Annotated in this window: 2 protein-coding genes (1 of these 2 only partly in view); both read left to right on the forward strand. The window is 73.2% G+C overall.

Translation table 11 applies throughout. The features are described from left to right. Entirely contained in the window at positions 1 to 12,900 is a 12,900-nt protein-coding gene (locus N5875_RS38040) for an amino acid adenylation domain-containing protein (protein WP_338499008.1), read from the forward strand. Beyond that, positions 12,900 to 24,807, forward strand: the 5' portion of a protein-coding gene (locus tag N5875_RS38045; RefSeq protein WP_338499009.1) for a non-ribosomal peptide synthase/polyketide synthase. It continues 7,328 nt past the right edge of the window; the window shows 11,908 of its 19,236 coding nt (coding positions 1-11,908); it begins with the start codon at positions 12,900 to 12,902; its stop codon lies off the right edge, out of view. Before N5875_RS38040 ends, N5875_RS38045 begins: the two co-directional genes overlap by 1 nt.

A 24,807-nucleotide genomic window follows, 5' to 3' on the forward strand; every position in this document is an offset into this window, starting at 1 on the left:
ATGACCAAGAACGAGGGCGAGTTCATCGAATTGATGGGCGGACAGCTCGGCATCTGGTATGCACAGCAGCTCGCCCCCGAAAACCGGTCATTCTTTCTCGCCGAGTACATCGAGATCCACGGACCCGTCGACCACGCCCTGCTCGTGCGCGCGGCCGAACTGCGGATCCGCGAGACCGAGACGGTACGCCTGCGCCTGAAGACCGCCGACGGCACCCCCGTCCAATACCTCCACGACGCGGCCGACTACCCCGTGCAGGCCGTTGACCTCAGCGGCGAGACGGACCCCCGCGCCGCCGCCCGCGCCTGGATGGACGCCGACCTGCGCCGTCCCGCCGAACTCGACGGCGGAGCGCTCTACAACGCCGCGATCATCACGCTGGACGAGGAACTCCACTACTGGTACATCCGCGTCCACCACCTCGTCTTCGACGGCCAGAGCGGTGTCGTCGCCGCCGCCCGAGGCGCCGAGATCTACGCCGCCCTCCTCGAAGGCCGCGACCCCGCCGAAGGCGCGCTCGCCCCCTTCTCCGTCCTGCACGAGGACGACCGCGCCTACCGCACCTCCCCGCAGTACGAGCAGGACCGGCTCTACTGGCTCGACCGCCTCGCCGGCCACCCCGCCCTGGACGGAGGCGACGCCTACAAGTCCCGCCGCGCCCAGCACGCCCCGCTGCGGCACACCGACGGCATCGACACCGACGCGGCCGACAGCCTCAAGCGCGGCGCACGCCGCCTCAGAACCAGCTTCCCCGGCCTCATGATCGCCGCCGCCGCGCTCTACCAGCACCGGGTCAGCGGCGAACGGGAGATCACCGTCGGCCTGCCCGTACGCGCCCGAGGTGACCGCCACACGCTCGCCGTCCCCGGCATGACCTCCAACATCCTGCCCCTGCGCCTGAGCATCGGCCCCCGGACCACGGTCGAGGACCTCGTACGCCAGACCTCCCGCGCCGTCCGCGACGGCATGAAGCACCAGCGCTACCGCTACCGCGACATGCTCGGCGATCTCAAGATCACCGACGGCGACCTGTGCGGCCTCCACATCAACGTGATGGCTTTCGACTACGACCTGCGGTTCGGCACCTGCCTCACCGTGACCCACAACCTGTCCACCGGCCCCGTCGACAACCTCCGCATCGACATCTACGACCGCGGCGGCATGCAGATCAACATTGACGCCAACCCCGACGCCCACGACCTCGACGCGACCGCCGCCGTCTCACGCCACTACCTCAACGTCGCCACCTGGCTGGCCCATGCCGAACCCACCGCCCTCGCCGCCCACGCTGACCTCCTCGACGAGGGGGAGCGTGGCCGGGTGTTGGTGGAGTGGAACGACACCGCCACGGAGTTGGCTTCGGGTTCGCTGGTGGAGCTGTTCGAGGCGCAGGTGGCGCGGTCGCCGGAGGCGGACGCGGTGGTGTGGGACGACGAGGTCCTCTCGTACGGGGAGCTGGACTCCCGGGCGAACCGTCTGGCCCGGCACCTGGCGGGTCTGGGCGTGGGACCGGAGTCGGTCGTCGGGGTGTGTCTGGAGCGCGGTCCGGAGATGGTCGTCGCGCTGCTCGCGGCCCTGAAGGCCGGCGGCGCCTACCTGCCGATCGACCCCGACCACCCCACCGACCGCATCGCGCAACTGCTGGCCGACGCCGCGCCGGTGGCCGTGGTGACCTCGGCGGACATCGCCCCGTCACTGCCGGCCTCGGACGCCACGCTGGTGGTGCTGGAACAGACGCCTCTGACAGGCCTCGACGACGGCCCGCTGGGCGTGCGGGTCGACCCGCGGTCTCCCGCGTACGTGATCTTCACGTCGGGTTCGACGGGCCGCCCGAAGGGCGTGGTCGTTCCGCACGCGGGCATCGTGAACCGGCTGGTGTGGATGCAGGACCGGTACGGGCTGGAAGCCGGCGAGCGGGTGCTGCAGAAGACGCCGTTCGGTTTCGACGTGTCGGTGTGGGAGTTCTTCTGGCCCCTGTCGGTCGGTGCCGCCCTCGTGGTGGCGCGACCCGGCGGTCACCGCGACCCGGCCTATGTGGCCTCGGTGATCCGTGAACGTGCCGTGACGACGCTGCACTTCGTGCCGTCGATGCTGGAGGCGTTCGTCGCCGACCCTGCGGCGGGGGAGTGCGCCGGTCTGCGGCGGGTCATCTGCTCGGGTGAGGCCCTGGGCGCGGCGGTGCAGGACCGGTTCCTCTCCCTCCTCCCCGGCGTCGAGCTGCACAACCTGTACGGGCCGACGGAAGCCTCCGTCGACGTCACGTCCTGGCAGTGCACCCCCGGCACGGCGTCGGTACCGATCGGCGCGCCCGTCGCCAACACCCGCGTGTACGTGCTCGACGCCACGCTCTCCCCGGTGCCCGTCGGTGTGGCGGGGGAGCTCTACCTCGCCGGTGTGCAGCTCGCCCGGGGCTACCAGGGACGTAGCGGACTGACCGCCGAACGCTTCGTCGCCAACCCCTTCGAGTCGGGCGAGCGCATGTACCGCACCGGCGACGTGGTCCGCTGGAACACCGACGGCCAGATCGAATACCTCGGCCGCGCCGACGAACAGGTCAAGATCCGAGGGATACGGGTCGAGCCGGGTGAGGTGCAGACGGTCCTGGCCGGGCACGGGCAGGTCGCCCAGATCGCCGTCGTCGCCCGCGAGGACACCCCGGGAGACGTAAGGCTCGTCGCCTACGTCGTACCGACCGCGGACGCATCGGCCGGCGCCGCATCGACTGGCGGCGCATCGGTCAGTGAAATCGCCTCCCGCGTAACCGAGTTCGCGGCCGAGCGACTGCCCGCCGCGATGGTGCCGTCGGCCGTCGTGGTCCTGGACGAGCTACCGCTCAGCGTGAACGGCAAGCTGGACCGCAAGGCCCTGCCGGCTCCCGACTTCACCGCGGTCGCGGGCGAGGGGAGAGGCCCGGCCACCGTGCGCGAGGAGATCCTCTGCGCGGCCTTCGCCGAGATCCTCGGCCTCGACCACGTCGGCGTCGACGACGACTTCTTCCGCCTCGGAGGCCACTCCCTCCTCGCCGTCCGCCTCATCGAGACCCTCCGCACCCACGGCGTCACGATCTCGCTCAAGACGCTGTTCGACGCCCCGACCCCCCACGCCGTCGCGCGCTCCGCCGGAGCCGAGCGGATCGAGGTCCCCGACAACCTCATCCCCGTCGGCGCCACCGCGCTCACGCCCGCGATGCTGCCGCTGGTCGACCTCACCGAGGACGAGCTCGCCGCCGTCGTCGCCACCGTCGACGGCGGCGACGCGAACATCGCCGACATCTACCCCCTCGCCCCCCTCCAGGAAGGCCTGCTCTTCCACCACATCCTCGCCGACGGCGGCGACGACGCCTACGTCATGGCGGCGGTCTTCGAGTTCGACACGCGCGACCGCGCCACCGCCTTCGCCGCGGCTCTCCAGCAGGTCGTCGACCGGCACGACATCTACCGCACCTCCTTCGCCTGGGAAGGCCTGCGCGAACCGGTCCAGGTCGTCCGGCGCCACGCCACCCTGCCCGTCACCGAGGTCACCCTCGACGCCGACGGCGGCGACCCGACCGAGCAGCTCCTCGCCGCCGCCGGCGGCACCATGGACCTCGGTAGGGCTCCGCTGCTCGACCTGCACCTCGCCGCCACGAGCGACAGCCGTGTGCTCGTCCTCCTGCGCATGCACCACCTGGTCCGCGACCACACCGCCCTGCAGATCGTCCTCGACGAGGTCGAGGCGATCCTCGCCGGCCACGGCGACACCCTGCCCGCGCCCCTGCCCTTCCGGACGTTCGTCGCCCAGGTACGCGGAGCGGCCGCGCGCACCGACCACACCCGGTACTTCACCGACCTCCTCGGCGACGTCACCGAACCCACCGCCCCCTACGGCATGGCCGACGTACGCGGCGACGGCTCGGACGCCCGACTCGCCCTGCTGCCCCTCGCAGACGGACTGACCGCCCGGCTGCGCACCGCGGCACGCCGGGCCGGAGTCAGCACGGCGACCGTGCTGCACGTCGCCTGGGCCCGCGTCCTCGCCACCCTCAGCGGCCGCGACGACGTCGTCTTCGGCACCGTCCTGCTGGGGCGGATGAACGCGGGGTCCGGCGCCGACCGCGTGGCGGGCCCCTTCATGAACATGCTGCCGGTCCGCATACGCACCGGCGAACTCGGCGCGCTCCAGGCGCTGTCCGCCACGCGCGGACAGCTCGCCGAACTCCTCGAACACGAGCACTCCCCCCTCGCCGTCGCGCAGCGCGCCAGCGGGATCACGGGAGACACCCCGCTCTTCACCTCCTTCCTCAACTACCGCCACAACGCGGGCCAGGACGCCGAGGCGAGCTGGAACGCCACACTCGACGGCACCCGCCTGCTCTTCGCCCGTGAGATGTCCAACTACCCGCTGGCCCTGCTCGTGGACGACAACGGCGACCGCATCAGCCTGTCCGTCGACGCCGCCGAGCCCATCGACCCCAGCGCCGTGACCACCCTCACCCGCACCACCGTCGAGCAGCTCCTCGACGCCCTGGAGACCGCCCTCGACGGCGGCACCGACGTGCCGCTGCGCACGCTCCGCGTCCTCGACGCGGGGGAGCGCGGCCGGGTGTTGGTGGAGTGGAACGACACCGCCACGGAGCGGGTTTCGGGTTCGCTGGTGGAGCTGTTCGAGGCGCAGGCGGCGCGGTCGCCGGAGGCGGACGCGGTGGTCTGGGACGACGAGGTCCTCTCGTACGGGGAGCTGGACTCCCGGGCGAACCGTCTGGCCCGGCACCTGGCGGGTCTGGGCGTGGGTCCGGAGTCGGTCGTCGGGGTGTGTCTGGAGCGCGGTCCGGAGATGGTCGTCGCGCTGCTCGCGGCCCTGAAGGCCGGCGGCGCCTACCTGCCGATCGACCCGGACCACCCCACCGACCGCATCGCGAGCATCCTCACCGACGCCGCCCCCGTCGCCGTGGTGACCTCGGCCGACATCGCACCGGGCATCCCGGCGTCGGACACGTCCCTCGTCGTCCTCGACCACACTCCGGTCGCGGATCTCGACGACGGCCCGCTGGGCGTACGTGTCGACCCGCGGTCTCCCGCGTACGTGATCTTCACGTCGGGTTCGACGGGCCGCCCGAAGGGCGTGGTCGTTCCGCACGCGGGCATCGTGAACCGGCTGGTATGGATGCAGGACCGGTACGGGCTCGACGCGGACGAGCGGGTGCTGCAGAAGACGCCGTTCGGTTTCGACGTGTCGGTGTGGGAGTTCTTCTGGCCCCTGTCGGTCGGCGCCGCCCTCGTGATGGCGCGACCCGGCGGTCACCGCGACCCGGCGTATGTCGCGTCGGTCGTGCGTGAACGCGCGGTGACGACAGTGCACTTCGTGCCGTCGATGCTGGAGGCGTTCGTCGCCGACCCGGCGGCGGGGGAGTGCACCGGTCTGCGGCGGGTCATCTGCTCGGGCGAGGCCCTGGGCGCGGCGGTGCAGGACCGGTTCTTCTCCCTCCTCCCCGGCGTCGAGCTGCACAACCTGTACGGGCCGACGGAAGCCTCCGTCGACGTCACGTCCTGGCAGTGCGTTCCCGGCACGGACAGCGCGTCGGTCCCGATCGGCGCGCCCGTCGCCAACACCCGCGTGTACGTCCTCGACGCCACGCTCTCCCCGGCACCCGTCGGTGTGGCGGGGGAGCTCTACCTCGCCGGTGTCCAGCTCGCCCGCGGCTACCAGGGACGTACGGGGCTCACCGCCGAACGCTTCGTCGCCAACCCCTTCGAGTCGGGCGAGCGCATGTACCGCACCGGCGACATCGTCCGCTGGAACACCGACGGCCAGATCGAATACCTCGGCCGCGCCGACGAACAGGTCAAGATCCGAGGGTTCCGCATCGAACTCGGCGAGATCCAGTCCGTCCTGGCCGGGCACGGCCAGGTGGCGCAGGTCGCCGTCCTGGCCCGCGAGGACACCCCGGGAGACAAGCGCCTGGTCGCCTACGCGGTGCCGGCCCAGGACGAGGCGGCCGACGAACTGCCGCAGCTCCTGACCGCCCTCGCCGCCGACCGGCTGCCCTCCTACATGGTCCCGTCGGCCGTCGTGGTCCTCGACGCCCTGCCGCTGAACGTCAACGGCAAGCTCGACCGCAAGGCCCTGCCCGCCCCCGCGTACACCGCGGGCCCCGGCAGCCGCGGCCCGGTCACCGTGCGCGAGGAGATCCTCTGCGCGGCCTTCGCCGAGATCCTCGGCCTCGACCACGTCGGCGTCGACGACGACTTCTTCCGCCTCGGAGGCCACTCCCTCCTCGCCGTCCGCCTCATCGAGACCCTTCGCACCCACGGCGTCACGATCTCCGTCCGCGCCCTCTTCGACACCCCGACCGTCGCGGGCCTGGCGGCCTCGGCCGGCGCCTACCAGGCGGAGATCCCCGACAACCTCATCCCCGTCGGCGCCACCGCCCTCACGCCCGCGATGCTGCCGCTGGTCGACCTCACCGAGGACGAGCTCGCCGCCGTCGTCGCCACCGTCGACGGCGGCGCCGCGAACATCGCCGACATCTACCCCCTCGCCCCCCTCCAGGAAGGCCTGCTCTTCCACCACATCCTCGCCGACGGCGGCGAGGACGCGTACGTCATGCGCGCCGTCCTCGCACTCGACTCACGCGACCGCGCCACCGCCTTCGCCGCGGCTCTCCAGCAGGTCGTCGACCGGCACGACATCTACCGGACCTCCTTCGCCTGGGAAGGCCTGCGCGAACCGGTCCAGGTCGTCCGGCGCCACGCCACCCTGCCCGTCACCGAGGTCACCCTCGACGCCGACGGCGGCGACCCGACCGAGCAGCTCCTCGCCGCCGCCGGCGGCACCATGGACCTCGGCCAGGCCCCCCTGCTCGACGCGCACGTCGCGGCCGACCCCGCCGGCGACCGCCACCTGGTCCTCGTCCGCATGCACCACACCGTCCGCGACCACACCGCCCTGCAGATCGTCCTCGACGAGGTCGAGGCGATCCTCGCCGGCCACGGCGACACCCTGCCCGCGCCCCTGCCCTTCCGGACGTTCGTCGCCCAGGTACGCGGAGCGGCCGCGCGCACCGACCACACCCGGTACTTCACCGACCTCCTCGGCGACGTCACCGAACCCACCGCCCCCTACGGCGTGACCGACGCGCGCGGCGACGGTGCCGACACCGTCCACGCGGTCGTGCCGTTCGCACCGGAGCTGCACGACAGGCTGCGCAGCGTCGCCCAGCGCCTCGGCACCAGCACGGCGACCGTGCTGCACGTCGCCTGGGCCCGTGTCCTGGCCGCCCTCAGTGGCCGCGAGGACGTCGTCTTCGGATCGGTGCTGTACGGCCGGCTGAACGCCGGCCACGGCGCCGACCGCGTGGCGGGCCCCTTCATGAACACGCTGCCGGTCCGCATACGCACCGGCGAACTCGGCGCCCACGAGGCCCTGGCCGCCACGCGCGGACAGCTCGCCGAACTCCTCGAACACGAGCACGCCCCCCTCGCCGTCGCCCAGCGCGCCAGCGGGATCACGGGAGACACCCCCCTCTTCACCTCCTTCCTCAACTACCGGCGCAACAGCGGCCGGGCCGTGGACGAAGGCATGGATGGCGTGCAGCTGCTCTCGGTCCGCGAGCGCACCAACTACCCCCTGGTCATCCTGGTCGACGACTACGGCGACCGGACCGAGGTGGCGGTCGACTCCGTCGCCCCCATCGACTCCTTCGCGGTCGGCGTCCTCGTCCGCACCGCCACCGACCGGCTTCTCTCCGCCCTGGAGACCACCCTCGACGGCGGCCCCGACACACCGCTCGGCTCGATCGTGGTCCTGCCGGAGGAGGAGCGGCACCGGGTCCTGACGATCTGGAACGACACGGCGACCGAGGGCCGACCGGCCCTGGTCCACGAGCGGTTCGAGCAGTCGGCGGACCGCATGGCCGACGCGAAGGCGATCGTCGCCAACGGAACGTCGGTCTCGTACGCGGAACTGGACGCGCGGGCCAACCGCATCGCCCACTACCTGATCGGTCAGGGCATCGGCCCCGAGTCCGTCGTGGGCCTGTGCATGCCGCGCGGCGCCGACATGATCGCCGCGATCCTCGGCGTCTGGAAGGCGGGCGCGGGCTACCTGCCCATCGATCCGGCGCAGCCGACGGACCGGATCGCGTACATGCTCCGCGACAGCCGCGCGGCCCTGGCCCTGACCACGGAGGAGATCCTCGACGAACTGCCCGCGGGCCGTTCGCGTCTGGTGGCGATCGACGACACGTTCGTCGAGATGCAGCTCGCCGCCGCCCCGACCGACCGCCCCGAGCGTCCTGTCGACCCGCAGTCCCTCGCGTACGTGATCTACACCTCGGGTTCGAGCGGCCAGCCCAAGGGCGTCGCCGTCACCCACGGCGGCCTCGCGAACTACACCGCCTCCATCCCCGACCGCCTCGGCTTCGGAGACGAGGGTGCGCGCTACGCACTCCTCCAGGCCCAGGCCACCGACCTCGGCAACACCGTCGTCTTCGCCAGCCTCACCACCGGCGGCGAACTCCACATCCTCCACGAGGCGGCGGTCACCGACCCGGGACTGGTCGCCGCCTACCTCACCGAGCACGGGATCGACCACTTCAAGGCCGTCCCCTCGCACCTCGCCGCCCTGACGGCCTCCGGCATCGAGGCCGTACTGCCCGCGCAGTCCGTGGTCCTCGGCGGTGAGGCCGCTTCGACGGTCTGGCTGCGCGAGCTGCTCGCCGCGGCCGGCGTGCGAGCGGTCCACAACCACTACGGCCCGACCGAGACCACCATCGGCATCGCGACCACCCGGCTCACCGCCGAGGCGATCGCCGACGGGACCGTCCCGGTCGGCACACCGATCGCCAACACCCGCTTCTACCTGCTCGATTCCCGCCTCCAACCGGTCCCGGTCGGCGTGACGGCCGACCTGTACGTCTCCGGCGCCGGCCTCGCCCGCGGATACGTGGGCCGGGAGGCCCTCACCGCCGAGCGGTTCGTCGCCAACCCGTACGAGACCGGTCAGCGCATGTACCGCACGGGCGACCGCGCGAAGTGGACGGCGGACGGCCAGGTCGTCTTCCTCGGCCGCGCCGACGACCAGGTCAAGATCCGCGGCTACCGCATCGAACCCGGCGAAGTGCAGGGCGTCCTGACCGGCCACCCGCTGATCGACCAGGCAGCGGTCGTCGCCCGCGAGGACACCACGGGCGACCGCAGGCTCGTCGCCTACGTCGTCCCCGTCGACCATCACGAGTCGGGCACCGAACTCTCCACCACGATCCGCCAGTTCGCCGGGCAGCGACTCCCCGAGCACATGGTCCCGTCGGCGGTCGTCGTCCTGGACGCCCTGCCCCTCACCGGCAACGGCAAGCTCGACCGCAAGGCCCTGCCCGCACCCGACTTCGCCGCCACCGCGGGCGCGGGCCGGGCACCGGCCGACGTCCGCGAGGAGATCCTCTGTGCGGCCTTCGCCGAGGTCCTCGGCCTCGACCACGTCGGCGTCGACGACGACTTCTTCGAGCTCGGCGGCCACTCGCTGGTGGCGGTCCGCCTCATCGAGATGCTGCGCGCCCGCGGGGTCTCCGTCTCCGTACGCGCCCTGTTCGACCACCCGACCGCGGCGAGCCTCGCCGCGACCTCCGGCGCCCCGCAGGTCACCGTCCCCGACAACCTGATCCCGGCGGGGGCCACCGCCCTGACGCCCGCGATGCTGCCGCTGGTCGACCTCACCGAGGACGAGCTCGCCGCCGTCGTCGCCACCGTCGACGGCGGCGCCGCGAACATCGCCGACATCTACCCCCTCGCCCCCCTCCAGGAAGGCCTGCTCTTCCACCACATCCTCGCCGACGGCGGCGACGACGCCTACGTCATGCCGGCGGTCCTGGAGTTCGACTCCCGGGAGAGACTCGACGCGTTCACCGACGCCCTGCGGCGGGTCGTCGACCGGCACGACATCTACCGCACCTCGTACGCCTGGGAAGGGCTCCGCGAACCCGTCCAGGTGGTGCGGCGCCACGCCGAACTGTCCGTCACCGACGTCGTCCTCGACCCCGGCACCACCGACGCCGTCGCCGACCTCGTCGACGCGGGCGGCGCGCGCATGGACCTCGGTACGGCTCCGCTGCTCGACCTGCACCGCGCGGCCGTGCCCGGCGAGGAGCGTCCCGAGCGGTGGCTGGCGCTGATCCGCGCCCACCACATGGTCCGTGACGGCACCGCGCTCGACGTGCTCCTCCAGGAGGTGACCGCGTTCCTCGCCGGGCGCGGCGACACCCTGCCCGACCCGCTGCCGTTCCGGACGTTCGTCGCCCAGGCCCGTGGGGGCGTCGAACGCGCCGAGCACGAGCGGTACTTCGCCGAGTTCCTCGGCGACGTCGGCGAGACCACCGCCCCGTACGGCCTGGCGGACGCCCACGGCGACGGGGCCACCCTGACCCGGGCGCGGCTGGCCGCCGGACCCGACCTCACCGTACGGCTGCGCGAAGTGGCGCGGCGCGCGGGCGTGAGCACCGCGACCGTGCTGCACGTGGCCTGGGCCCGGGTGCTCGCCGCGGTCAGCGGCCGCGAGGACGTCGTGTTCGGCACCGTCCTGTTCGGGCGGATGAACGCCGGCGCGGGCGCCGACCGGGTCCCGGGACCGTTCATCAACACCCTGCCCGTACGGGTGCGCACCGACCGGTCCGCCGCGCTGGAGGCGATCACCGCCATGCGCGGCCAGCTCGCCCGCCTCATGGAGCACGAACATGCACCTCTGACCGTGGCCCAGCGGGCGGCCGCCATCGACGGCGACGCCCCGCTGTTCACCGCCTGCCTCAACTACCGGCGCAGCACGGGCGAGGACTCCGACACGCGCTGGAACACCTCCCTGCCGGGCACCCGTCTGCTGTTCACCCGCGAACGCACCAACTACCCGCTGGCGTTGCTCGTCGACGAAGCCCAGGACGGGCTCGAGCTCATGGTCGACGCCGTCGCCCCGGTCGACCCGCAGGAGGTCGTCGCCCTGGTGCGCACCGCCCTCGACGAACTGGTGGACGCCGCAGGGAAGGCCCTGGACGGCGCTCCCGACCGGCCGCTCGGCACCGTGCGGGTCCTCGACGCGCACCAGCGCCACCAGGTGCTCGCCGACTGGAACGACACGGCCGCCGACGTGCCGGCCGCGACCGTGCCCGAGCTGTTCGCGGCCCGCGTGCGCCACACCCCCGACGCCATCGCCGTCGCGGCGGACGACGCCGAGCTCACGTACGCCGAACTCGACGCGCGGGCCAACCGCCTCGCCCGGTTCCTCACCGGCCGGGGCGTCGGCCCCGAGTCCGTGGTCGCCGTCGTGCGCGAACGCGGCATCGACCTGATCGTCACCCTCCTCGGCGTCCTCAAGGCCGGCGGCGCCTACCTGCCGGTCGACCCCGCCCACCCGGCCGAACGCATCGCGTTCATGCTGGCCGAGTCCGGCGCGCGGACCGTCCTCGCCTCGGCCCTGTGCGCGCCCGCCGTACCGGCCGGGACCGGCGTGCCGGTCCTCGTCCTCGACGAGGAGCCGCTCGCGGCACGGATCGAGGCGCTGGACGCCGCACCGGTGACCGGAACACGCCTGCGCCCCGCCCACCCCGCGTACATGATCTTCACCTCGGGTTCGACGGGCCGCCCCAAGGGCGTGGTCGTCACCCACGAGGGCGTGGCCAGCCTGGTCGCGGCCCAGATCGAGCACTTCGACGTCGGGGCCGACAGCCGCGTCCTGCAGTTCGCCTCGCCGGGCTTCGACGCGGCGACCTGGGAACTCGTCATGGCCCTGTGCTCCGGCGCCCGCCTCGTCGTCGCCCCCGCCGAGACCCTGCTGCCCGACGGCGGACTCGCCGCCCTCGTCGCCCGTCACGGCGTCACCCACGCCACCCTGCCGCCCGCCGTGCTGTCCGTCCTCGCGCCCGAGGACCTCGCCCCCGTCACCACCCTGGTCTCCGCGGGCGAGGCTCTCGGCGGCGAACTCGTCGCCCGCTGGTCACGAGGCCGCCGCTTCGTCAACGCGTACGGTCCGACCGAGACCACCGTGTGCGCGACGATGTCCGACCCGCTGACCACGGACGACGGCACACCCTCCATCGGCGCCCCCATCACCAACTCCCGTGTGTACGTCCTCGACAGCAGCCTCGCCCCGGTCCCGGTCGGCGTCGACGGCGAGCTGTACATCGCGGGCGCCGGCCTGGCCCGCGCCTACGTCGGGCGCCCCGGCCTGACCGCGCAGCGCTTCGTTGCCTCCCCCTTCGACGGGGCGGGCGCGCGGCTCTACCGCACCGGCGACCGGGTCCGCTGGACGCCCCAGGGCCGGCTGGTCTTCGCCAGCCGCGTCGACGACCAGGTCAAGATCCGCGGCTTCCGCGTCGAACCCGGTGAGGTCCGCGCCGTCCTGGCCGCCCACCCCGCCGTCACCCAGGCCGCCGTCGTCGTCCGCGACGACACTCCCGGCGGCAAGCGGCTCGTCGGCTACGCCGTCCCCAACGGCCAGGCCGGCGCGACACTCGCCGAGGACCTGCGCGCCTTCGTCAGGGAGCGGCTGCCCGAGCACATGGTGCCGTCCGCCGTCGTCCTGCTGGACGCCCTGCCGCTGACGCCCAACGGCAAGCTCGACCGCGCCGCCCTGCCCGACGACGGCCCGGCCCCCGGCACCGGCCGCGCACCGGTCACCGAGCGGGAGAAGGCCCTGTGCGCCGCCTTCGCCGAGGTCCTCGGCCTGGAACAGGTCGGCGTCGACGACGACTTCTTCGCCCTCGGCGGGCACTCCCTGCTCGCCGCACGCCTCACCAGCCGCCTGCGCGCGGCGCTCGGCATCGAGGTGCCCCTGCGGGTGCTCCTCACGGCACGGACCGTGTCCGGCCTCGTACGACAGCTTGGAAATGTGAGCTCTGCTAGGCCCGCGCTGCGGCCGATGCGTAACCAGGAGGAGTCCTGATGATCCCGTTGTCCTTCGCGCAGCGTCGGCTGTGGCTGATCTCCCAGCTCGAGGGCCCGAGCGCGGTCTACAACATCCGGGTCGCGCAGCGGCTCCGCGGCCCCGTGGACCGCGACGCGCTCCAGGCGGCCCTGCGGGACGTGATCGGACGCCACGAGATCCTGCGCACCGTCTACGGCGTCACCGCCGGCGAGCCCCACCAGCGGGTCCTGCCGGCCGCCGAACAGGACTGGCACCTGGAGACCCGCGACGTCGACCCCGCCGACCCCACCGCGCTCGACCGGGAGACCGCCGACGTCGTCGGCCACGCCTTCGACCTCGCCACCGAACTCCCCCTCAAGGCCCGCCTGCTGTCGACCGGCCCCGACGACCACGTCCTCGTCATGGCCGTCCACCACATCGCCGGCGACGGCTGGTCCATGGGCCCCCTCGGCCGCGACCTGTCCACCGCCTACGCGGCCCGCACCGCGGGCACTGCCCCCGCCTGGGAGCCGCTGCCGATCCAGTACGCCGACTACGCCCTGTGGCAGCGCGAGCTCCTCGGCGCACAGGACGACCCCGAGAGCCTCTTCGCCCGCCAGAGCGCCCACTGGCGCACCACCCTGGCGGACCTGCCGGAGGAACTCGCCCTGCCCTACGACCGCACGCGCCCCGCCGCGCTCGGCCACACGGGCCACACCGTCCCCTTCCGGCTGCCCGCCGAGACGCACGCCCGCCTCGCGCGTCTCGCCCTCGCCGAAGGCGTCACCCTCTTCACCGTGGTCCAGGCCGCCCTCGCCGTCACGCTGCACCGGCTCGGCGCCGGCACCGACATCCCGATCGGGACCGTCGACGCCGGACGCGGCGACGAGGCCCTCGACGACCTGGTCGGTTTCTTCGTCAGCACCCTCGTGCTGCGCACCGACCTGTCCGGCGACCCGACCTTCCGCGAACTGCTCGCCCGGGCACAGGAGACGGCCCTCGCGGCCCGCGAACACCAGGACGTCCCCTTCGAGAAGCTCGTCGAGGACCTCGCCCCCACCCGCTCCCTGGCCCGGCACCCGCTGTTCCAGGTCATGCTCATGCTGCAGAACACCGGCGAAGCGGCCCTGCGACTGCGCGGCGTCCACGCCGAAGCGCTGCCCGTCGGCGACTCCGCCGCCAAGTTCGACCTGGAGTTCACCCTCGGCGAGACCTTCGCCGCTGACGGCACGCCCGCCGGCCTGCACGGCACCCTCATCGCCGCCGCCGACCTGTTCGACGCCGACACGGCCCGTACGCTCACCCGGCGCTTCGCCCGCGTCGCCGAGCTCCTCGCCGACGCCCCCCATACCCGCGTCGGCGACGTACCGCTCCTCGACGACACCGAACTCCACCGCATCCTGCACACCTGGAACGACACGACGGCCGACGTCCCCGCCGTGACCCTGCCCGACCTCTTCGAAGCCCAGGCGGCCCGCACCCCCGACGCGACCGCCCTCGCCGACGGCGACACCACCCTGACCTACGCCGAACTCGACGCGCGCGCCGAAGAACTGGCCCATCTGATCGCCGGCCACGGCGTCGGCCCCGAGACCGTCGTCGCCGTCCTGATGGAACGCGGCGCCGACCTCGTCGCCGCCCTCCTCGCCGTCACCAAGGCCGGCGGCGCCTACCTGCCGCTCGACCCCGACTACCCGCACGACCGCATCGCGTACATGCTGAACGACGCCCGACCGGTCTGTGTCCTGACCACCACCGCGCACACCGCCGCCGCGGCACTCGCCGGCACCCCCGTCGTCACCGTCGACGACCCCGCCCGCACCACCCCCGCCAGCCCCCGCACCGGGCAGCTCCCCGGCCGCGCCGCCCTCCTGCCCCGGCACCCCGCGTACGTCATCCACACCTCGGGCTCCACCGGCCGCCCCAAGGGCGTCGTCGTCGACCACCACGCGCTCGTCCACCACCTGCACGCCGTCGCCGCACACGTCCCGCTCACCACCGACGACCGGCTCGTCGCCGTGACCACGGTCTCCTTCGACATCGCGGCCCTCGAACTGTTCCTGCCCCTGGTCAACGGCGCCGCCGTCGTCCTCGCCGACCGCGACACCGTCCGCGACCCCCACGCCCTCCTCGACCTCGTCCGCACCAGCGGAGCCACCGCCCTCCAGGCCGTCCCCTCCCTGTGGCGTGCCCTCCTCGACACCGGCACCCTGCCCGCCTCCGTACGCGCCCTCGTCGGCGGCGAAGCCCTCCCCGGCGAACTCGCCGCACGACTGCACGCCCTCGGCATCCCCGCCGTCAACCTGTACGGACCCACCGAGGCCACCGTCTGGGCCACCGCCGCCCAGATCACCGAAGGCCCCGTCGTCATCGGCCGGCCCTTCGCCCACACCCGCGCCTACGTCCTCGACGAGCGACTGCGACCCGTCGCACCCGGCACCACGGGAGAGCTCTACCTCGCCGGCGACCAACTCGCCCGCGGATACCTCGGACGCCCCGCCCTCACCGCCGAACGGTTCGTCGCCTCGCCCTTCACCCCCGGCCAGCGCCTCTACCGCACCGGCGACCTGGCCCGACAGCGCCCCGACGGCGTCCTCACCTGCCTCGGCCGCACCGACGGCCAGGTCAAGATCCGCGGCTTCCGCATCGAGACCGGCGAGATCGAAGCCGCCCTCGAACGCCACGCCCACGTCGCCCGCGCCGCGGTCGTCGTCCGCGAGGACACCCCCGGCGACCCGCGGCTCGTGGCCTACACGACACCCACCCACGGACAGGAGACGACCGATGCCGCGGAGCTACGCGCCCACCTGGCCGCGAGCCTGCCGGGTCACATGGTGCCAGCTGCGATTCTGGTGCTGGACGCACTGCCGCTGACGGCGAACGGCAAGCTCGACCGCAACGCCCTGCCCGCACCCACCCACACCGCCACCCCCGGCAGGACACCCGCGGGCCCGCGCGATGAACTCCTGTGCGGCGTCTTCGCCGACGTCCTCGGCCTCGAACAGGTCGGACCCGACGACGACTTCTTCGCCCTCGGCGGCCACTCCCTGCTCGCCGTCGAACTCATGGGCCGCGCCCGTGCCGCCCTCGGCACCGACCTCACCGTCCGCGCCCTGTTCCACACCCCCACCCCCGCCGGCCTCGCCGCGGCCGCCGGCACCACCCGCACCGAGATCCCCGCCAACGCGATCCCGGCCGACGCCACCGCCGTCACCCCCGAGATGCTCCCGCTGGTCGACCTCACCACCGAGGAACTCGCCACCGTGGCCGCCTCCGTCGACGGCGGCGCCGCCAACATCGCCGACGTCTACCCCCTCGCCCCCCTCCAGGAGGGCCTCCTCTTCCACCACCTGCTCGCCGACGGCGGCCAGGACGCCTACATGCAGCCCACCGTTCTGGAATTCGCCTCCCGTGCCCTCCTCGACGCCTTCACCGACGCCCTCCGCCAGGTCCTCGCACGCCACGACATCCTGCGCACCGCCCTCGTCTGGGAAGGACTCCGCGAACCCGTCCAGGTCGTGTGGCGCCACGCCACCCTGCCCGTCACCGAGATCACCCCGGACCCCGAGGCCGGCGACCCCGTACGACAGCTCCTTACCGCCGCCGGCACCACCACCGACCTGACCCGCGCCCCGCTCCTCGACCTGACCATCGCCGACGGCCCGGCGCACCCGCGCCCGCTCGCCCTCGTCCGCGCCCACCACATGGTGCAGGACCACGAAGCCCTGCGGACCGTCCTGAACGAAGTACGGGCCATCCTCGATGGCCACGGCGCCGACCTGCCCGAACCCGCCCCCTTCCGCGACTTCGTCGCCCGCGCCAGATCCGGCGCCGCGCACCACGACCACGAGCGGTACTTCACCGCACTCCTCGGCGACGTCACCGAACCCACCGCCCCCTACGGACTCACCGACGTCCACGGCGACGGCTCCGCGTCCACCCGCGCCCGCACCGACCTCGCCCCCGAACTCACCGACCGCCTGCGCCGCCTCGCCCACCAGCACGGCACCGGCCCCGCCACCCTCCTCCACCTCGCCTGGGCCCGGGTCCTCGCCGCCGTCAGCGGCCGCGACGACGTCGTCTTCGGCACCGTCCTGTCCGGACGCCTCAGCACCGCCGACACCACGCGCCCGGCCCCCGGCCCGTACATCAACACCCTCCCCGTACGGGTCCACACCGGCCGCCATACCCTCGCCGCCCTCCACACCCTGCGCGACCAGCTCACCACCCTCCTGGAACACGAACACGCACCCCTCACCACCGCCCAGCGGGCCGCCGGCACCACCAGCGACACCCCCCTGTTCAGCTCGCTGTTCAACTACCGCCGCGCCACCACCGGCCAGGACACCGGCATCGGCGGCATCCGCACCCTCTTCGCCCAGGAGCGCTCCAACTACCCCCTGGCCGTGTCCGTCGACGACGACGGCACCACCCTGTCCCTCGCCGTCGACGCGCACACCGACGTCGACCCCCACGAGGTGACCGCCCTCCTGCGGACCGCACTCGACCGCATCCTCGACGCCCTGACCGCGACCGCCGAAGGCGCCGACGACCTGCCCCTCTCCGCGATCGACGTCCTCGACGAGGACCGCCGACGCCGGATCGTGAACGACTGGAACGGCACCACCACCGACGTCGCCCCCGCCACGGTCCCCGACCTGTTCGCGGCCCAGGCCGCCCGCACCCCCGACGCGACCGCCCTCACCGCCGACGGCCACAGCCTCACCTTCGCCGAACTCGACGCCCGCGCCGACCGCCTGGCCCGCCTGCTCGCCCACCAGGGCGTCGGACCCGAATCCGTCGTCGGCGTCTGCCTCGAACGCGGCACCGCCCCCGTCGTGGCCCTCCTCGCCGTCCTCAAGGCCGGCGGCGCCCACCTGCCCGTCGACCCCGCCTACCCCGCCGACCGCATCGCCCACATGGTCCGGGACGCGGCCCCCGCCGTCCTGGTCGCCGCCCCCGGCACCGCCCACGTCCTGCCCGCCACCGACACCCCCGTCGTCCTCCTCGACGACACCGCCGCCGACGGCCTCGGCGACCTCGGTGGCCCCGGCGACCCCGACGACCACCACGCCCCCGACGACAGCCCCCTGAACGTCGACATCCGGCCCGAGCAGGCCGCGTACGTCATCTACACCTCCGGCTCCACCGGCCGCCCCAAGGGCGTCACCGTCCCGCACCGCGGCCTCTCCAACCTCGCCGCCTTCCAGCGCACCGGCCCGATCAACCGCCCCGGACCGCGCATGCGCGTGGCACTCACCTACTCCCTCTCCTTCGACGCCTCCTGGGAACTGCTCCTCTGGATGGTCGCCGGACACGAACTCGACATCGTCCCCGACGACATACGACGCGACAGCACCGCACTCGCCCGCTACGCCGACACCCGGCGCGTCGACCTGATGGCCCTCACCCCCGTCCAGGCCGAACAACTCCTCGACGAAGGCCTCCTCGACACCGCCACCCACCGCCCCCGCGCCCTCCTCCTCGGCGGCGACGCCGTCGGCACCACCCTCTGGCAGCGGCTCCACGACGCACCGGACACCCTCGGCCTCAACTTCTACGGCCCCACCGAGGCCACCGTGCACGTCCTGTGCCACGACACCGCCCAGGCCACCCACGGCGAACGCCCCCTCATCGGCCGCCCCCTGCCCAACACCCGGGCGTACGTCCTCGACCACCGCCTCGCCCCCGTGCCCCCCGGCGTCCCCGGAGAGCTCTACGTGTCGGGCGCAGGCCTCGCACGCGGCTACGCGAACCGCCCCGCCCTCACCGCCGAACGGTTCGTCGCCAACCCGTACGAACAGGGCGAGCGGATGTACCGCACCGGCGACCTGGTACGCCAGGACACCGACGGCCGCTTCACCTACCTCGGCCGCGCCGACGACCAGGTCAAGATCCGCGGCTACCGCATCGAACCCGGCGAGATCGAAGCCGCGGCCACCGCCCACCCCGCCATCGCCCAGGCGGCCGTCGTCGCCCGCGAGGACACCCCCGGAGACCGGCGCCTGATCGCCTACGTCGTCCCCGCACCACCGCACACCGCGACCCCCGCCGACATACGCGACTTCATCGCCACCCGCCTGCCGGCCCACATGGTGCCCGCGGCCGTCGTCATGATGGACGCCCTGCCCCAGTCACCCAGCGGCAAGCTCGACCGCGCAGCCCTGCCCGCACCCGACTACACCACCGGCGCCGCACGACGACCCGCCACCCTCCGCGAAGAACTCCTCTGCGGCGTCTTCGCCGACGTCCTCGGCCTCGAACAGGTCGGACCCGACGACGACTTCTTCGCCCTCGGCGGCCACTCCCTGCTCGCCACCCGGCTCGTCAGCCGCATCCGTACGGTCCTCGGCACCGAGACGACCCTGCGCACCCTCTTCGACCGGCCCACACCCGCCCGCCTCGCGGCCGCACTCGACACCGCCGGCACAGCGCGCACCGCCCTCGCCCCGGCCCACCGCCCCGCACGGATCCCACTCTCCTCCGCCCAGCGCCGCCTGTGGTTCGTCGGCCAACTCGACGGCCCCGGCGCCACGTACACCATCCCCGTCGCCCTGCGCCTCTCCGGCGCCCTCGACCACGCCGCACTCGACGCCGCCCTCCGCGACGTCATCGGCCGCCACGAGGTCCTGCGGACGGTGTTCGACACCGCCGACGGAGAGCCCTACCAGCGGATCCTGGACCCGGCCGGCCTCGACTGGGCACCGACCGTCACCGACGTCGCCCCCGAGGAGCTCGACCGCGCCATCACCGACGCACTCGCCCAGCCCTTCGACCTCACCACCGACATCCCCGTCAGGGCCTGGCTGTTCACCACAGCCCCCGACGAGCACGCCCTCGTCCTCGCCGTGCACCACATCGCAGGCGACGGCTGGTCGATGGAACCCCTCGCACGCGACCTGTCCGCCGCCTACACCGCCCGCCGCGCCGGCGACACGCCCGCGTGGCAGCCGCTGCCGGTCCAGTACGCCGACTACGCGCTGTGGCAGCGGGACCTCCTCGGCGAGGAGTCCGACCCCGACAGCCTGATCTCCCGCCAGGTCACCCACTGGCGCACTGCCCTCGCGGACGCTCCCGAGGAACTCGAACTCCCGGTGGACCGGCCGCGACCCGCCGAACCCTCGCACCGCGGCCACAACATCCCCCTGACCGTTCCCGCACCGGTCCACGCCCACCTCGTCCAGGTGGCCCGCGCCGAAGGCGTCACCCCCTTCATGGTGCTGCAGGCCTCCCTCGCGATGCTCCTGTCGAAGCTGGGCGCGGGTACGGACATCCCGATCGGCTCGGCGAACGCCGGCCGCACGGACGAGGCCCTCGACGACCTCGTCGGCTTCTTCATCAACACCCTCGTCATCCGCACCGACCTGTCCGGCGACCCGACCTTCCGCGAGGTCCTCGGCCGCGTCCGCGAGACGAGCCTGTCCGCCTTCGCCCACCAGGAGGTGCCGTTCGAGAAGCTCGTCGAGGAACTCGCCCCGGCCCGCTCCCTGTCCCGGCACCCGCTCTTCCAGGTGATGCTGAAGGTCCAGAACACCGCCGAAGCCGTCCTCGACCTGCCGGACCTGCGCACCGCCGGACTCCCGGCCGGCACCTCAAGCGCCAAGTTCGACCTGGACGCCTCCGTCACGGAGGTCTTCGACGAGACGGGCGCGCCCGCGGGTCTGCGTGGTTCGGTGGTGGCGTCGGCGGATCTGTTCGACGTGGAGACGGCCGAACGGCTGGTGGCGCGTTGGGCGAAGGCCCTGGAGATGCTGGTGCTGGCTCCGGGGTCGCGGCTGAGTGAGGTCGAGGTCCTGGACGTGTCCGATCGCCGGCGGCTGGCGGAGTGGAACGACACGGCCGCGGCAGTGGCGGCCGGTTCGCTGCCGGAGCTGTTCGCGGCGCAGGTGACACGGACGCCGGACGCGGTCGCCGTGGTGGCGGCGGGGCAGTCCCTGTCGTACGCGGAGCTGGACGCCCGCGCGAACCAGCTGGCCCGTCACCTGGTGGCCCAGGGGGTAGGCCCGGAGTCGCTGGTGGGTGTGTGCCTGGAGCGGGGCGCCGATCTGATCGTCGCGCTCTTGGCCGTGCTGAAGGCTGGTGGCGCGTATCTGCCGCTGGATCCTGGGTATCCGGCGGAGCGGATCGCGTACATGGTCGGGGACGCGTCGCCGGTCGTGGTCCTGGCGTCGTCGGCGACGGCGGTCGTGCCGCCGGTCTCGGACGCGTCGGTCGTCCTCCTGGACGATGCGCAGACCGTGGCAGCCGTTGACGGCCTCGCGACCGGCCCCCTGGACACGCGTATCCGTCCGGAGCACCCGGCGTACGTCATCTACACCTCGGGTTCGACGGGCCGTCCGAAGGGCGTGGTCGTCACCCATGGCGGTGTCGTGGGTCTGTGCGAGAGCCACGGCCGGTCGGTGTTCGCGACGACGGACGGTGCTCCGCTGAAGGTCGCTCTGACCACGTCGGTTTCCTTCGACGCGTCGTGGAACCAGCTCTCCGCCCTGTTCTCGGGCCATGAGCTGCATGTCGTGGACGCGGACACGTGGCTGGACGCGGGTCGTCTGGTCGCCTGGATGCGCGCTTCCCGTATCGACTTCGCCGAGATCACCCCCTCCTACCTGCAACTTCTCCTTGACGAGGGCCTCTTCGAAGGAGATCACTGTCCCGCCCGTATCGGTGTCGGTGGCGAGGCCACTCCGACCGCCCTGTGGGAGCGGTTGCGTGCTCTGGAGGGTGTGGAAGGTTTCAACTTCTACGGCCCGACGGAGGCGACGGTCGACACCTCGATCGCGCGCCTGTCCATGTCCGCGGATGTGGTGGTCGGCAGCCCGGTCCCGAACGCCCGGGTGTTCGTTCTCGACGAGTCCCTGCGTGAGGTTCCGGTCGGTGTGGCCGGTGAGCTGTACGTGTCGGGTACGGGTCTGGCGCGTGGTTACGTGAATCGTCCGGTCCAGACGGCGGAGCGGTTCGTTGCGTCCCCCTTCTCGGCCTCGGGCGAGCGGATGTACCGGTCGGGCGATCGGGTGAAGTGGACGGCGGAGGGCCAGTTGGTCTTCCTGGGCCGTGCGGACGAGCAGGTCAAGGTCCGCGGCTTCCGTATCGAACTGGGCGAGGTCCAGGCAGCCGTCGCCGCGCACCCGCAGGTCGCACAGGCGGCCGTGGTCGTACGGGAGGACGTCCCCGGCGACCGTCGCCTCGTCGCCTACGTCGTCACCACCGGTGAACTCACGCACCCGATAGGCGAGTTCGCCGCACGCAGTCTGCCCGAGTACATGGTTCCGTCGGCGGTCGTCGTTCTGGACGCGCTGCCGCTGACCGCGAACGGCAAGCTCGACCGCAAGGCCCTGCCGGCTCCGGAGCACGACACGAGCGCGGCGGTCCGTGGTCCCTCGAACGCCCGCGAGGAGATCCTCTGCGCCGCGTTCGCCGAGGTTCTCGGTCTCGAAAGCGTGGGCGTGGACGAGGACTTCTTCGTCCTCGGCGGCCAGTCCCTGCTGGTCATCCGGCTCGTCGCCCTGCTTCGTAACCAGGGCGTCGACGTGTCGGTGCGGGCCTTCTTCCAGGACCCGACACCGGCCGGCCTGGCCGCCTCGGCGGGCGCCGAGCAGGTCGCCGTCCCGGCCAATCTGATCCCGGCCGACGCGACCGCGATCACCCCCGACATGCTGCCGCTCGTCGACCTCACCACCGAGGAGATCGCGCGGATCGCCGCCACTGTCGACGGCGGCGCGGCCGCCATCGCCGACATCTACCCCCTCGCCCCCCTGCAGGAGGGTCTGCTCTTCCACCACCTGCTCGCCGAGGGTGACGACGACGCCTACGTCCTGCCGACGGTCCTCGAGTTCGACTCGCGCGAGCGTCTCGACGCCTTCGCGGACGCCCTCCAGCAGGTGGTCGACCGCCACGACATCTACCGCACCTCCATCGTCTGGGAGGGCCTGCGCGAGCCCGTCCAGGTGGTCCGGCGCCGCGGCACCCTGCCCGTCACCGAGGTCACCCTCGACGGCCAGGGCGACCCGGTGCGACAGCTCCTGACCACCGTCGGCAACTGGATGGACCTGACGCAGGCCCCGCTGCTGCGGATGCACGCGGCCCAGGTCCCCGGCACCGGCCGCTGGCTCGGTCTGCTGCGGGCGCACCACGTCGTCCGTGACCACACCGCGCTGGAGATCGTGTTCCACGAGGTCCAGGCGATCCTCGCCGGCCGGGGCCGGGAGCTGGCCGCCCCGATGCCGTTCCGGAACTTCGTCGCCCAGACCCGGGGCGCCGTCGCGCGCGCCGAGCACGAGCGCTACTTCGCCGACCTCCTCGGCGACGTCACCGAGCCCACCGCCCCCTTCGGCATCGCCGACACCCACGGCGACGGCGCCACGTCCGTCCGCGTCGAGGTGCCGTTCGCGCCCGCCCTCACCACGCGTCTGCGCGAGGCGTCCCGCCGGGCCGGCGCCAGCCCCGCCACGGTCATGCACCTCGTCTGGGCCCGGGTCCTCGCCGCCGTCAGCGGCCGCGACGATGTCGTCTTCGGCACGATCCTGTTCGGCCGCATGAACGCGGGCGAGGGCGCCGACCAGGTCCCCGGCCCGTACATGAACACCCTGCCCGTACGCGTTCGCACCGACGGGCCGGGCGTCCTCGCCGCCGTCGCCGCCATGCGCGGCCAGCTCGCCGAGCTCCTCGAGCACGAGCACGCGCCCCTCGCGGTGGCGCAACGCGCCAGCGGCATCGACGGCAACACGCCGCTGTTCACCGCCCTGTTCAACTACCGCCACCACGCCGACCTGTCCGGCGGCCGTGACACCCCCCGCGAACTCGACGGCATCACGCTGCGGTTCGCGCAGGAGCGGGACAACTTCCCGCTCGCCCTCTCGGTCGACGACCACGGCGACAGCATCGCCCTGGCCGTGGACGCGGTCGCCCCGGTGGACCCGCGCATGGTCGGCCGCCTGGTCGAGACCGCCACGCGCAACCTCGTCGCGGCCCTGGAGACGGCACTCGACCAGGGCGAGGAACCGCGCCTCGGGGCGGTCCAGGTACTCGACGAGGCAGGACTGCACCTGCTCCTGCGCGAGTGGAGCACCACCACGGCCCACACCGAGGCCGCACCGGTCCTCGACCTGCTCGCCGAGCGCGTCGCCCGCACGCCCGACGCGGTGGCGCTCGTGACGGAGACGGGGGACCTCACCTACGGCGAACTGGACGCCCGCGCCAACCGGCTCGCGCACCACCTCACCGAGCACGGCGTCGGACCCGAGTCCGTGGTCGCGCTGTTCCTGGAACGCGGACCCGACCTGATGGCGGCGCTCCTCGCCGTCCTCAAGGCCGGCGGCGCCTACCTGCCGATCGACCTCGACTACCCCGCCGAGCGCGTCGCGTACATCCTCGGCGACGCCCGCCCCATGGCGGTCCTCGCCACCACCGCCAGCCGGAGCAGGGTCCCCGCGACGGACGCCGCCGTCCTCCTCGTCGACGACGCCCGCACCCGCGCCGCCCTCGACCGGCTGCCGGCCGCGACCCCCGACGTCGTCCTGCGCGCCGAGCATCCCGCGTACGTCGTCTACACCTCGGGATCCACCGGCCGCCCCAAGGGCGTCGTGCTCACCCACGGCGGCTTCGCCAACACCCTCGCGGCCGCCACGGAACGCTTCGGCACCGGGCCCGGCTCGCGGGTGGCGCAGTTCGCCTCGGTCAGCTTCGACGTCTTCTGCCTGGAGTGGGCGCTCGCGCTCACCACGGGTGCCGCCCTCGTCCCCGTACCGGCGCACCGCAGGCTCGGGAAGGAACTGACCGACTTCCTCGCCGAACAGCGCATCACCCACGCCAGCCTGCCGCCCGCCGTCCTCGCGGGCCTCGACGAGGAGGCGGTCTCCCCGCACCTCGTCATCGAGATCGGCGGCGAGGCCTGCGCCCCGGAGCTGGTCGGACGCTGGGCGCGCGGCCGCACCCTGTTCAACACGTACGGCC

Source organism: Streptomyces sp. SJL17-4 (genome assembly GCF_036826855.1).
Classification (GTDB): domain Bacteria; phylum Actinomycetota; class Actinomycetes; order Streptomycetales; family Streptomycetaceae; genus Streptomyces.